This window comes from Sphingopyxis sp. TUF1, assembly GCF_036687315.1.
Taxonomy (GTDB): Bacteria; Pseudomonadota; Alphaproteobacteria; order Sphingomonadales; family Sphingomonadaceae; genus Sphingopyxis; species Sphingopyxis kveilinensis.
Window position 1 is genome coordinate 1,086,322 of sequence record NZ_CP144683.1, and the last position, 12,427, is coordinate 1,098,748.

Here is a 12,427-nt window from a genome sequence, read left to right on the forward strand (position 1 = left end):
CTCAGCCTTCGCCTTCGCCGTCGCCGTCGGCCTGCGCTTCTTCGGCGGCGCGCGCTTCGTTCGCCGCGGTGCGTTCGGCGCGCAGCTCTTCGAGCAGCGCTTCGCGGTCGCCTTCCAGCCGATTGTCCTCGGGCGCCTTGATCCCCGCCTTCTTCGCCGCCTTGGCGACGAGCGCGTCGAGTTCGCGCTGCGAGCAGAGGCCGAGCGTCACCGGGTCTTTCGGGACGATGTTCGCGCTGTTCCAGTGGCTGCGGTCGCGGATCGCGCCGATCGTGTTGCGCGTCGTGCCAATGAGCTTGCCGATCGCGCCGTCGGACACTTCGGGGTGGTTCTTAAGGATCCACGCGATGCCGTCGGGCTTGTCCTGGCGCTTGCTGACCGGCGTGTAGCGCGGGCCGCGCGTGCGGCGGATCGTGTCCTGCGACTGCACGCTCATCTTGAGCTTGTAGTTCGGATCCTTCTGGCCCTTTTCGATTTCGTCCATCGACAGCTCGTGTGCGCGCACGGGGTCGCGGCCGGTATATTTGGTCGCCGCGGTCTCGTCGGCGATCGCCTGCACTTCGAGGATGTGGATGCCGCAAAATTCGGCGATCTGGCCGAAGGTCAGGCCGGTATTGTCGACCAGCCAGGCGGCGGTCGCATGCGGCATCAGCGGGGTCGGATTGGCATTGGCCATGACGGAAACTCCAAAAGCGGAAATAATAAGGGCCGCCCCTCGCGGGGCGGCCGTCCGGCGGCGGTTTAGACCTTAATCGCGCCCTGCGCAAGCACAGCCCGACTGCGCGCTAAATCACATCCTCGCGCAGCCAGTCGCAGACCGCGCGCACCGCGGGTTCGTCGCGGCTGTCGGGCGTCGTGACGACATGATAGGCTTCGCCCTCGATCACCGGGCCAAAGGGATGGGCGAGCAGCCCGGCATCGATCGCCGGCTGCGCGAGCGCCAGCCCCGACAGGACCACGCCGCTGCCCGCCGCCGCGGCTTGCAGCGCATGATCGTCCTCGGTGAAGCGCGGCCCCTGATCGACCGCCAGCCCCTCGACCCCGGCAAGCCGTGCCCAGCGGCGCCAGTCGGGCGCCTTCCCCGCGCGCCGCCATTCGATGTGCAGCAGCGTCGCGCCGCGCAAATCCTCGGGCCGTGCGATTCCCATCTGCGGGCTGCACAGGACGCCGAAGCGCTCGTCCAGGAGCGGCGTAGCGACCAGCCCGCGGAACGCACCCGCCCCGTAACGGACCGCGACATCGGCCTCGCCCGCGATCAGGTCGACCGTATCATCGGAGGCATGGAGCCTCAGGTCATAGTCGGGGAAGCGTTCGCGGAAGCGGCCGATCGCGGGCAGGATACGGCGCACGGTGAACAGCGTCGTCGCGCTCAGTGTCACCGCGACGCGGCGCGGACGCGGTGACAATTCCCAGATCGCGCGTTCGAACGCATCGAAGCCATCGCGCAAGGTCGGGAACAATCGCCGCCCCGCATCGGTCAGCACGACGCCCCGCGCGCGCCGCACGAACAGCGCGAACCCCAGGCTGCCTTCCAGCAGGCGGATCTGGTGGCTGATCGCCGTCGGCGTCACCCCCAGCTCCTCCGCCGCCTGCCGAAAGCTGACGTGGCGCGCCGCGGCTTCGAACGCACGCAGGGCCGCGAGCGGGGGCAGGCGACGCGGCTGCGATATAGATGAATCAAATTGAGTCATGGGATGACGGATTCGCGTTCGATCAGCAGGAACAGTCCATATTATCTAACGATAACACGTCGCCAACGGATGAAAAGGATTTTACCGTGATCGAATCGAAGCCGACCACCCTCCGCCTGCTCCACATCGATTCCAGCGCCCGCCCTGGCCTCTCGGGCCGCGATCCGCACGGGTCGCACACGCGCCGACTCGGCGCGCGCTTCGTCGAACGCTGGACCGCGCAGCGACCCGCCGATGCGGTGACCTATCGCGATGTCGGCCAGCATCCACCCGCGCCCGTCGATGCCGACTGGGTAACCGCGGCTTTCACGCAGCCCGAACAGCGCGACGCGGCCCAAAAGGCACGGCTTGCCGAAAGCGACGAGCTGGTCGCCGAACTGATCGCCGCGGAGATCGTGATCGTCGGCGCGCCGATGTATAATTTCGGTATGCCCGCGACGCTGAAGGCGTGGCTCGACAATATTGTGCGCGTCGGCCTCACCTTCGGCTTCGACCGCGCCCGCGAGGGGGATCCCTATTGGCCGATGCTGCCCGCGGGCAAGACGCTGGTGACGCTCTCGGCGCGCGGCGATTATGGCTACGATGCCGGCGGGCGGCAGGCGCACAATAATTTCGTCGAAATGGGGCTCGCCGCGCCGCTCGCCTATATCGGTCTGCACGACAATCACGCGATCGCGATCGAATATGACGAGTTCGGCGATCAGCGGCTGGCCGGCTCGATCGCCGCCGCCGAACAGGCGGTCGACACGCTGGTCGATCGCCTGCTTGCCGAGCTTAAAATTCCCGAACCGTCCTGATCGATTGTCCGGACACGCCATACGCTCTTGCCGGGGCCGACGGGCTTCGGTAAGAGCGCGGCGTCGGCGCCTGACTCCCCACCCTGGCGGCCGAAAATCGCGAGAAACCAATGCACGCCCGCATCGCAAAGCAGCCGCGCCGCGCGGTATCCGCCGCCCTGTTGGCCGGCCGGATGGGGCGTCCCGTGTCTCGCCGCCATCCGCAACGCGGTTCCCAGCCCGAAGGAGACTATCGTGACAAATAGCGTCAAGGCAAAGCAGCACGAATATACCAGCGAAATCGTCTGGACGGGAAACCGCGGCGAAGGGACCAAGGGCTATCGCAGCTACGACCGGACGTGGGATCTCAGCGCGCCGGGCAAACCCGTGGTCCATTGCTCGAACGACCCGCTGCTCGGCGGCGACCCGACGCTCTATAATCCCGAAGACATGCTGCTGTCGGCGCTGTCGGCGTGCCACATGCTCTGGTATCTCCATCTTGCCGCCAACGCCGGGATCGTCGTCCACAGCTATCGCGACCAGCCCGTCGGGATCGGCGAAACCGAACCGAGCGGTGCGGGTCGCTTTCTGGAGGCGACCCTGCGTCCGGCGATCGAACTTGCCGCGGGAAGCGACGCGGCGCGCGCCGACGCGCTGCACCACGAAATTCACCAATTTTGCTTTATCGCGCGCTCGGTCGCCTTTCCGGTGAGCTATGCCGCGACGTACAGCGAACGCGACGTCAGCGAGGGCGCCGACCATGCCTGACCGCCAGCGCGTGCTGGCCTTTATCGACCGCGTGGTCAGCGGCGATCATGTTGGCGCGATCGAGGATTATTATCACCCCGATGCGTCGATGCAGGAAAATGGCGCCGAACCCCGCCGTGGGCGCGATGCGCTGGTCGCGCACGAGGCGGCAGTGCTCGAACGGATGACGATGCACACGCACCCCGTCACGACGCACCTGGTCGACGGCGATCTGGTCGTCATTCGCTGGACGTTCGACATGACCGACGCAGCAGGCGTGACCCGGCGGCTCGAGGAATTGTCGCTGCAACGCTGGGTCGGCGACCGGATCATGGAAGAACGCTTTTTCTATGACCCGTCGGCCGCCCGAAAGCCGCTCGAAGACGGCTGAACGCGCCAGTCGGATTGTCAGCACAATCTTGCCGACATGCGCGCCCGCCTGCATTCGTTCGAGAGATTCTTCTCAACCATCAGCGCACCCCGGCTGACAGGTTTATGGAGGCCCGAGCCGGAATCGAACCGGCGTATACGGATTTGCAGTCCGCTGCGTCACCACTCCGCCATCGGGCCTCAGGCGCTTGAAATGCGTGGAGTGAGCGCCCCTAGCCGTTTCGTCCGGCACTGGCAATCCGATTGTTTGGCAATTTCAGGCGCGCGATCCGGGCTTGGCGCGTCTGCTTCGCCGGGCTATGCGCGCGGCAGCGGATCGCCGGGCTGTATTACTATTGCAATACAGCATTGCTTCGGGTAGAGCGGGCCGCAAAGGTTCATGAATTCAGGGAATCGGAACAAGGCTGATGGCGACCATGTTTAGCGAAATCACCGCGGCGGAGATGCGTTCCGCCATGATCGACAGCCAGCTGAGGACGAACGACGTCACCGATCCCGCGGTCGTCGCGGCGATGGGCGCGGTGCCGCGCGAGGCGCATGTGCCCGCCGCACTTGCCAGCGTCGCCTATATGGACCGCGCGATCGCGCTCGAAGGTGGACGGCTGCTCAATCCCCCGCTCGTGACCGGCCGGATGCTCGTCGCCGCGGCGATTCGTCCGGGGATGCGCGTGCTGCTCATCGGCGCCGCGACGGGCTATACCGCCGCGCTGCTCGCCAAACTCGGCGCCGAAGTGCACGCGGTCGAGGAAGCCGAGGCACTGGTCGCGATCGGCCGACCGGCCACCGCGGACGCCAACATCCGGTGGGTGCAGGGACCGCTCGCGGCCGGCGCCCCCGACGCCGCGCCCTATGACCGGATCATCATTGACGGCGCGATCGAAATCCTACCGGACGCGCTTGCGGCGCAGCTCGCCGAAGGCGGCCGCATCGTCGCCGCGCGGCGCGAAGGCGCGGTCTCGCGGCTCGTTCAGGGGGTGAAGGCGGGCGGCGCGATCGCGCTGCGCAGCTTTGCCGACATGGACGTTGCGCCGCTGCCCGGCTTTGCCGCTCCGGCAGGCTTTCGTTTCTGAGCCGTCCGTCCCTCTCCTTGTTTCAGGCTGACACCACGATGACCGATAGCGACAAGAAACCATTCCCGCGTCGTGCCCGCTGGCTTGCCGGCCTTGCCGCCGGTGCGCTGATGCTGCCGATGGCGGCTGAGGCCGAGACGTTGCAGGGCGCGCTCGCCAAGGCGTATGAGAACAACCCGACGCTGACCGCCGCACGCGCGGGCCAGCGCGCGAACGACGAAAATGTACCGATCGAAAAAAGCTATGGCCTGCCCGACATCGGCACGACCGCGAGCTATGAAGAAAATCTGATCATCCCCGGCAACAGTTTCAACTCGCCCGCGCGCTCGGTCAGTACCGGCGGCCGGGTGACCGTTCCGCTTTATCAGGGCGGCGCGGTGCGCAACTCGGTTCGCGCGGCGAAATATCGCGTCGAGGCGGGGCAGGCGAACCTCCGCGCGACCGAGGCGAGCATTTTTTCGCAGACCGTCGGCGCCTATATGGACGTGATCCGCGATCAGGCGATCGTCCAGCTCAACCAGAAGAATGTTGCGGTGCTGCGCACCAATTTGCAGGCGACGAGCGACCGCTTCGAAATCGGCGATCTCACCCGCACCGACGTTGCCCAGTCGGAGGCGCGGCTGGCGCTGGCCGAAGGCGACCTTCGCACCGCCGAAGCCAATCTGATCGCCAGCCGCGAGGCCTATATCCGCCTTGTCGGCGAAGCGCCCGTCGATCTCGAAGCCCCGCCGCCGCTGCCGAACCTGCCCGCGAGCGCCGAGGATGCGGTTGTCATCGCGCTCGACAGCAATCCCGACATCGAGGCCGCGAATCAACAGGTCAACGCCTCGCGCGCCGACATCGGCACCGCCAAATCGTCGCGCGCGCCCAAGGTGTCGGCGATCCTCAGCGGCGGCTACAATAATTTTCTCGGCTCGCTGGACAGCGGCGTGCCCGGCGTCAGCGTCACGCAGGAAACGTCGAGCGCTGCGGCGGGGGTCGAGGTCACGCTGCCGATCTTCACGGGCGGCCGTCGTTCGGCGCAGGTACGCCAGGCGCAGTCGCGCAGCAGCCAGGCGATCGAGCAATATGTCGAGGTCGAGCGCGGCGTGATCGCACAAACGCGCGGTGCCTATGCCGCGTGGCAGGCGAACGAGCGCATCATCGCCGCGACGCAGCAGGCGGTCGGCGCGAACGCGCTCTCGCTCGAAGGCGTGCGCGCCGAAAACAGCGTCGGCACGCGCTCGATCCTCGACATTCTGAACGCCGAGCAGGAATATCTGAACACGCAGGTCCAGCTCGTCTCGGCGCAGCGCAACTCCTATGTCGCCGCTTTCTCGCTCCTCGCCGCGATGGGCAAGGCCGAGGCGCGCGACCTGGGGCTGGAGGGCGGCGCGCTCTACGACCCCGAGGTCAACTATCGCCGCGTGAAAGGGCAGTTGTGGGACTGGGCCGACGACCCCGAACCGCAGCAGGTCGCAACTGACACGCGCGCCGTGCCCCCGGCCGACGCCAACGTCCCCGAGGGCCCACCCGCGCTTCCGCCACAATAAAGCTTGGCAAAATACCCGCCCGATCGGTAAGGGAAGCGTTAACCATGCGGTAATCGCGATGGTTTAGGGGGTGTATATGGGCGATATGTCGCGGGAACCGTCGATGGAAGACATCTTGTCGTCGATTCGGCGCGTGATCGCCCGCGACGAAGCGCCCGGCGCCGCGCGCGAGATTCGCGTCCCCGAAGCCGACGATATTCTCGACCTGCAGGATGAGGAGGATCGGGTGACCGCCGACGACGCGCCCGAAGCCGCGGACGAACTCGTTTCCGAAGCCAGCGCCGATGCCGCGCGCCAGTCGCTCGAGGCGCTGACCGCCGTGGTCGCGCCCGCCGTTGCCGCGGCGACTACCGCAGCCCCTGCCGTCGCGGGCCGCACAATGGAAGACGTCGTGCTCGACGCGCTCCGCCCGATGCTGAAAGAATGGCTCGACGCTAACCTCCCCGCGCTGGTCGAGACAATGGTGGCGAAGGAAATCAGCCGGATCACCGGCAAGCGGGGTTAGGCATCGGCCGTGATAACGGTCGTTGATCGGCTTGGCCACTAACGACCGATTGCCGACATTCCGTATACCTAAAACGTCGTCATTCCCGCGAAAGCGGGAACCCAGAGCGTGCGTCGGCTGCCCCCTCCCTGGGTTCCCGCTTTCGCGGGAATGACGAATGGTGGGAACGTCCGCTCCCCACCCCAAAGCTGCCCTCTCCCGCTACCCCACCCACTCCTCCAGCAGATAGCGTGCGATCGCCAGCGGCGGCGGCGCCAGAAAACTGGCGCCCATGTCGCCCGCCAGCGCGGCGCGCACTTCGGCGCGGTCGACCCACATCGCCGCTTCGATCTCGGTCGTATCGAGCGTCAGCGCGGCGCCCGTCGCGACCGCGCGGCACCCGATCATCAGCGACGAAGGAAAGGGCCAGGGCTGGCTCGCCACATAGGTGACGTCCGATACATGAATGCCCGCCTCCTCGAACAATTCGCGCGCAACGGCTTCCTCCAGCGATTCGCCGGGCTCGACAAAGCCCGCGAGCGCCGAGAAAAAGCCCGGCGGAAAGCCCGGCTGGCGCCCGACGAGCACGCGGTCCTCATATTCCGCGAGCATGATGACCACCGGATCGACGCGCGGGAAATGCTCGGCCTTGCACGCGCCGCAGCGCCGCCCCCAGCCGCCGCGGAACAGCGCAGTCGGCGCCCCGCACACCGCGCAGAACCGATGCCGCGCGTGCCAGTCGACCAGGCTGCGCGCGCCGCCATAAAGCGCCGCTTCCTCGGTCGACAGCAACGGCAACAGCCGCATCACCGTGCGCGACCGCGCATCGACGCGCACGCCGGCCGCCGCCTCGCGCACGAAGCGCGGCGCGCCCGTATCGTCGATGCCGAGCAGCATCGGCGCGCGCTCGTCCGCCGGATCGAGCGGCTCCCACAGCAAGCCGCCTCCCTCGCCCGGCACGAAATCGATGCCGTCGAGCACAAGGCACGTCGCGCGCGGATCGGCAAGCGCCGCGGCGAAGGCCGCTTCATTGGTGCGCATCTGGTCGGCACGGTCGAGCCGCGCGCCGGTGAAGCCGAGCGGCAGGGGCATCAGGCGGCGACGTCCTTGAAGAAGGTCTCGCCGAATTTCGCCTGAAAGGGCACCGATTCGGGCGGCATGATCTGCGTATAGCCCGCGGCGCGATAGCCGAGTTTGCGGTGGACGAAACCGACCGTCCCCGCCGCCCCTGCCCAGCCGAAAATCCCCTCGCCACCCGGCGAGCCCGGCAGCGACACGCGCCCGCCCGCGCCAAAGCCCTGTCCGTCGATAAACGTCCCCTTGCGGTTGACGCTGTCGTCGATCAGGTTCGACATCGCGAGCCGCGCGGTATCTGCCGACATCACGCGCACTCCGCCGGTTTCACCCTCGCCCAGCAGCATCGCGAGGAAGCGGTCATAATCGCGCGCGCTCGACACCAGTCCGCCGCCGCCGAACGGATAGGGCGGCGGGTCGAGGTAGATCGAGCTGGCCGCGGGATCGAAGGGGATCAGCGCGCCGCCGAACGGCGCATAATTGCTCGTGAAGCGGCCGACGTCCTTAGCCGCAACCATGAATCCCGTGCTTTTCATGCCGAGCGGATCGAACAGGCGCGCCTTCAGAAAGGCGTCGAACGCCTGCCCCGACACGACCTCGATCAGCCGCCCCATCAGGTCGAGGCTGATCGAATAGCTCCACTGCGTCCCCGGCTCGTAAACGAGCGGCAGTGCGGCCAGCCGGTCGGCCATCGCGGCCAGGCTCGGCGCGGGATCCACGGGGGCGAGGCCGGGGATCGGCAGGCGGCTCGCCTGCCCGCCGACGATGCCGGCGTCGTCATAGGCCTTTTTGATCGGCCCCTTCTGGATGATATTATAGCCCAGCCCCGCGGTGTGGGTCAGCAATTGGCGCACCGTGATCGGGCCTTTGGCGGGGCGCACGTCGGTCAGCGACCCGTCGGGGGTATTCTGCACCTTCATATTGGCAAAGGCGGGCAGGAAATCGGCGATCGGCTGGTCGAGCTTCATCTTGCCGTCCTCGATAAGCAGCATCGCGGCGATGCCCGTCACCGGCTTGGTCATCGAATAGAGGCGCCAGATCGTGTCGGGGCCGACCGGCGTCGGTGACCCGTTCGATTGCACGCCTGCGCCGATGAACACTGGCGCCTCCTGCCCCTTGCCGATTGCAGCGAGCGTCCCGGTCAGCTCGCGGCGCGCGACAAAGCCCTGAATGAACGCGCTCGTCGCGGGATAGAGCGTCGCCCCGTCGGCGCGCCATGCCCATGCGGCGCGCGGCAGCAGCGCCGCGGCGCCGCCGAGCGCCATTCCGCCCATCAACGCGCGGCGCGTCACCATCATGTTCATGCGTCTCTCTCCAGCATCTTGCTCACCAGCTTGCGATAGAGCGTCGGCAGCCCCGCGGCGTCAAGCTCCGAGATCGGCCACCAGACACCTTCCGCTGCGGCATCGGTCAATTCGCGGCGCACCAGCCCCAGCGTCAGGTCGAAATGGGTGAACCCATGATCGACACTGACGACAGTCGATTCGGTGAGCGGGGCATCGGTCCATTCGCCGCCGGGCAGCGCACGCATTCCGCCGAGCATCCCCTTGCCCGGACGCACCACCAGCCAGATCCGCCCGTCCCGCTCGATCCAGTGCGCAATTCCGTGGCGGCGCGGCTTCGCCTTCTTCGGCGGCTTGACCGGCAGCCGTTCGACGTCGGGGCGTCCGCGCGCGCGGCAATCGGCGGCGATCGGGCAGCGTTCGCACGCGGGCGCGCGCGGCGTGCAAATAGTCGCGCCGAGATCCATCAGTGCCTGCGCAAAATCGCCCGGCCGATCGCCCGGAACCAGCGGCGCCAGCGCATCGCGAATCGCGCGCTTGGCGGCGGGAAGCGGCGTCTCGATCAGCCGGTGCCGCGCGATCACCCGCTCGATATTGGCATCGACGACCACCGCCGCGCGGCCAAAGGCAATCGCCGCCACGGCCGCGGCGGTATAGTCGCCGATCCCCGGCAGCGCGCGCAGCCCCGCCTCGCTGTCGGGAAAGCGCCCGCCATGCTCGGCAACGACCGCGCGCGCGCAAGCCAGCAAATTGCGCGCACGCGCATAATAGCCAAGCCCCGCCCACGCCGCCATGACGTCGGCATCGTCGGCCGCGGCCAGATCGCCCACCGTCGGCCAACGCTCGGTAAAGCGCGCGAAATATCCCGCCACCGCGGCGACGGTCGTCTGCTGGAGCATGACCTCGGCCAGCCATACGCGATAGGGGTCGGGCACCTCCGCGCTCCCCGGCGCGATCCGCCACGGCAGCACGCGCGCCGCGCCGTCATACCAGCCGAGCAGGCGCGCCGAAAAATTCATAAACCCCTCCCCTTCAGGGGAGGGCAGCGAAACTTGGCAGCTTGCTGCCTAGTTGCAGCGGGTGGGGGCCATCGGCCTTGCGCAAGGCGACAAGCCCCCACCCCAACCCCTCCCCTGAAGGGGAGGGGCGATTCCATGCCGATACTCTGGACGCTCACCCCCCGCCTATGGCATGGCGTCGGGTATGACGAAACCCACGGGAGACGACGCCCCCGCCAAAAAGACAAAGGCGAAGGGCGGCACCAAAGCCGGCGCAAAGCCCGCCAAGGCCCCCGCGCGCCGCTACGAGCGCCCGCGCGGCGGCGAGGCGCGCGCGATTTCCGACCTCGTCCCCGAAATCGGCCGTACCGCCTTTCGCAAATTCGGCTTCATTCAGTCCTCGGTGGTCAGCCGCTGGCGCGAAATCGTCGGCGACCGCCTTGCCGACGTCACCCAGCCCGCCATGATCCGCTTCCCTGTGGGACAAAAGGCGGGGGGCACGCTGCACCTCACGATCAGCGGCGCGCACGCGCCGATGCTCCAGCATGTCGCGCCCGACATCATCGCCGCGGTCAACCGCTTCTTCGGCTATGCCGCGATCGCCACCGTCCGCATGGCGCACGGGCAGGTCACCCCCGCCGCGCCCGTTCAGCCGCCGGCCATGCTGAAACCCGTACCCGCCGAACTGGGGGACAGCCTGCGCGACATCGGCGACCCGGAACTTCGCACCGTGCTCGAACGCATGGCCGCGGGCCTCGCCGCGCCGCCGCGGCTTCCCAAGATCAGTTAAGGCCAACATCATGTCCGCTTTCGACGATCCGCTCCTCGACCGCCGCACCGCGGTGCTCGCGCTTTCGGGCGCCGCACTGACGCTGATGGCTGCGACGCCTGCCAAACCCGCCGCCTGGTCGCGGACGGTGACGACCAGCCCGATCGGCGCCTATGTCATCGGCAACCCTGCGGCCAAGCTGCGGCTCGTCGAATATTTCAGCTACACCTGTCATATCTGCGCCGATTTCGCGAAAGCGGCATCGCTGCCGCTCAAGACAGGCTATATCGACCGCGGGCTTGTCCTGTTCGAATATCGCAATCTTGTGCGCGATCCCGTCGACATGACCGCGGCGCTGCTCGCGCGCGTCGGCGGCGCCAGCGCCTTTGCGGGCAATCATCAGGCGATATTTGCGGCTTTCCCGACCTTCATTGCCAAGGTGCAAAAGGCCAGCGATGCCCAGAAAACCAGCTGGTTCGGGGGAACGGTGGCCGAGCGCGCGCGCCGGATCGCTGCCGACACCGGCCTCGCCGCGCTCATGCTCGGACGCGGTTATTCGCAGGCGCAGCTCGACGCCGCGCTGGGCAGCGAGGTGGCGCAGGCCGAACTCACCGGCATGACCAACATCGGGCGCACCGCCGACCGCGTCACGGGCACGCCCAGCTTCTTCATCAATGGCCTGCGCGCCGAAGTGGGAACGTGGCCCGCGCTCAAATCGAAACTCGACCTCGCGCTCAAGCCTGCTTAAAAGCGCCGCATTCCCGCCTTCGTGGAGAAAGACATATCATGACCCCATCGCTTCGTACCGCCCTCCTGTCCTCGCTCGGTGCGCTCGCGCTCGCCAGCTGTGGTGGCGGCACCGCCGACCCGGCCAAGGAACAGGATGCCATTGCCAAGGTCGCACCGCCCCAAGGCAAGAGCTGGTCGCAGGTCGTCAGCGTCGATGGCGACGGCGTTGTGATGGGCAATCCCGAAGCGCCGATCAAACTCGAGGAATTCGGCGCCTTCACCTGCGGCCACTGCGCGCAGTTCGCCAAGGATTCGCACGAAGAGCTGAAGCGCGATTTCGTCGACACCGGCCGCGTGTCGTACAAGCTGACGCCTTTCATGCTCCATCCCGTCGATGCGATCGCCGGCGCGATCGTCAAATGCACCGGCACCGACCGTTTCTTCCCGCTCGCCGACGCGACCTTCCTCGAACATGACGCCTTCGTCGCCGGCGCGTCGAAGCCGCAGCCGGGGATCGAGGCGGCGATGCAGCTGCCGCCGCAGCAGCGCTTCACCGCGCTCGCCAAGGGCTGGGGCATCGACCAGTTCTACCAACAGCGCGGCGTCCCCGCCGCGACGATCCAGCAGTGCCTCGCCAAGGTCGAAAATGTCGAGGCGATCGAAAAGGGCACCAACGCAGCGGTCGAGAAATATCAGATCACCGGCACCCCGACCTTCGCCATCAACGGCCAGGTCGTCGAAGGCATCAACACCTGGGGCCCGCTGCGCGACCGCCTGCGCACGATGGGCGCGCGCTGATCTTCCTTCGCCCTCCCCTTCAGGGGAGGGCAGCGAGACTTGCGAACTTGTTCGCTGGTCGCAGCGGGTGGGGGGCATCGGCTTTG

At 67.4% G+C, this 12,427-nt stretch carries 14 protein-coding genes and 1 tRNA gene; 9 read left to right on the forward strand and 6 right to left on the reverse strand.

Going from position 1 to position 12,427, the window contains the following annotated elements:
* Position 1: 1 nt before the first annotated feature.
* Both VSX77_RS05105 and VSX77_RS05110 read right to left on the reverse strand, forming a co-directional pair.
* Positions 2-649 (reverse strand): DUF1013 domain-containing protein, encoded by a 648-nt coding sequence (locus tag VSX77_RS05105; protein WP_338427219.1) that lies wholly within the window; start codon positions 647-649, stop codon positions 2-4.
* Between the two features lie 136 nt (positions 650-785).
* Positions 786-1,691, reverse strand: a complete 906-nt coding sequence (locus tag VSX77_RS05110; protein ID WP_338426579.1) for a LysR substrate-binding domain-containing protein — start codon at positions 1,689-1,691, stop codon at positions 786-788.
* An 86-nt stretch (positions 1,692-1,777) separates the two neighbouring features.
* Here VSX77_RS05110 and VSX77_RS05115 point away from each other — a divergent pair, with 86 nt between their 5' ends.
* From VSX77_RS05115 to VSX77_RS05125, 3 genes are all read left to right on the forward strand, one after another.
* Positions 1,778-2,488, forward strand: a complete 711-nt coding sequence (locus VSX77_RS05115; protein ID WP_338426580.1) for an FMN-dependent NADH-azoreductase — start codon at positions 1,778-1,780, stop codon at positions 2,486-2,488.
* 234 nt (positions 2,489-2,722) lie between these two features.
* Positions 2,723-3,235, forward strand: a complete 513-nt coding sequence (locus tag VSX77_RS05120) for an OsmC family protein (protein WP_338426581.1) — start codon at positions 2,723-2,725, stop codon at positions 3,233-3,235.
* Positions 3,228-3,605 (forward strand): nuclear transport factor 2 family protein, encoded by a 378-nt coding sequence (locus VSX77_RS05125; protein ID WP_338426582.1) that lies wholly within the window; start codon positions 3,228-3,230, stop codon positions 3,603-3,605. Before VSX77_RS05120 ends, VSX77_RS05125 begins: the two co-directional genes overlap by 8 nt.
* Positions 3,606-3,710: 105 nt before the next feature.
* On the opposite strand, the gene VSX77_RS05130 is transcribed toward VSX77_RS05125, so the two are convergent.
* Positions 3,711-3,784, reverse strand: a tRNA-Cys gene (locus VSX77_RS05130).
* A gap of 227 nt (positions 3,785-4,011) precedes the next feature.
* Between VSX77_RS05130 and VSX77_RS05135 the strand changes: the two genes are divergently transcribed.
* The 3 genes from VSX77_RS05135 (at position 4,012) to VSX77_RS05145 (ending at position 6,711) form a co-directional block, all read left to right on the forward strand.
* Entirely contained in the window at positions 4,012-4,674 is a 663-nt protein-coding gene (locus VSX77_RS05135) for a protein-L-isoaspartate O-methyltransferase family protein (protein WP_338426583.1), read from the forward strand.
* Positions 4,675-4,712: 38 nt separating this feature from the next.
* Positions 4,713-6,206 (forward strand): TolC family outer membrane protein, encoded by a 1,494-nt coding sequence (locus VSX77_RS05140; RefSeq protein ID WP_338426584.1) that lies wholly within the window; start codon positions 4,713-4,715, stop codon positions 6,204-6,206.
* Between the two features lie 76 nt (positions 6,207-6,282).
* Complete coding sequence (locus VSX77_RS05145) at positions 6,283-6,711, forward strand: DUF2497 domain-containing protein (protein ID WP_338426585.1); 429 nt, start codon at positions 6,283-6,285, stop codon at positions 6,709-6,711.
* Positions 6,712-6,912: 201 nt separating this feature from the next.
* Here VSX77_RS05145 and nudC read toward each other — a convergent pair whose 3' ends face one another.
* From nudC to VSX77_RS05160, 3 genes are read right to left on the reverse strand one after another with little or no spacing between them, the layout of a single operon-like run.
* A complete protein-coding gene (gene nudC, locus VSX77_RS05150) occupies positions 6,913-7,782 on the reverse strand; it encodes an NAD(+) diphosphatase (protein ID WP_338426586.1) in 870 nt (289 codons plus the stop codon).
* The gene (locus VSX77_RS05155) at positions 7,782-9,068 is read right to left on the reverse strand and encodes a serine hydrolase domain-containing protein (RefSeq protein ID WP_338426587.1); all 1,287 of its coding nucleotides are present in this window, start codon (positions 9,066-9,068) and stop codon (positions 7,782-7,784) included. Before VSX77_RS05155 ends, nudC begins: the two co-directional genes overlap by 1 nt.
* The gene (locus VSX77_RS05160; RefSeq protein WP_338426588.1) at positions 9,065-10,066 is read right to left on the reverse strand and encodes an A/G-specific adenine glycosylase; all 1,002 of its coding nucleotides are present in this window, start codon (positions 10,064-10,066) and stop codon (positions 9,065-9,067) included. The genes VSX77_RS05155 and VSX77_RS05160 overlap by 4 nt, the downstream gene beginning before the upstream one ends.
* Before the next feature lie 184 nt (positions 10,067-10,250).
* Between VSX77_RS05160 and VSX77_RS05165 the strand changes: the two genes are divergently transcribed.
* From VSX77_RS05165 to VSX77_RS05175, 3 genes are read left to right on the forward strand one after another with little or no spacing between them, the layout of a single operon-like run.
* A complete protein-coding gene (locus VSX77_RS05165; RefSeq protein WP_338426589.1) occupies positions 10,251-10,835 on the forward strand; it encodes a DUF721 domain-containing protein in 585 nt (194 codons plus the stop codon).
* 10 nt (positions 10,836-10,845) lie between these two features.
* Positions 10,846-11,562, forward strand: a complete 717-nt coding sequence (locus VSX77_RS05170) for a thioredoxin domain-containing protein (protein ID WP_338426590.1) — start codon at positions 10,846-10,848, stop codon at positions 11,560-11,562.
* Positions 11,563-11,600: 38 nt separating this feature from the next.
* The gene (locus VSX77_RS05175; protein WP_338426591.1) at positions 11,601-12,341 is read left to right on the forward strand and encodes a thioredoxin domain-containing protein; all 741 of its coding nucleotides are present in this window, start codon (positions 11,601-11,603) and stop codon (positions 12,339-12,341) included.
* Positions 12,342-12,427 lie beyond the last annotated feature (86 nt).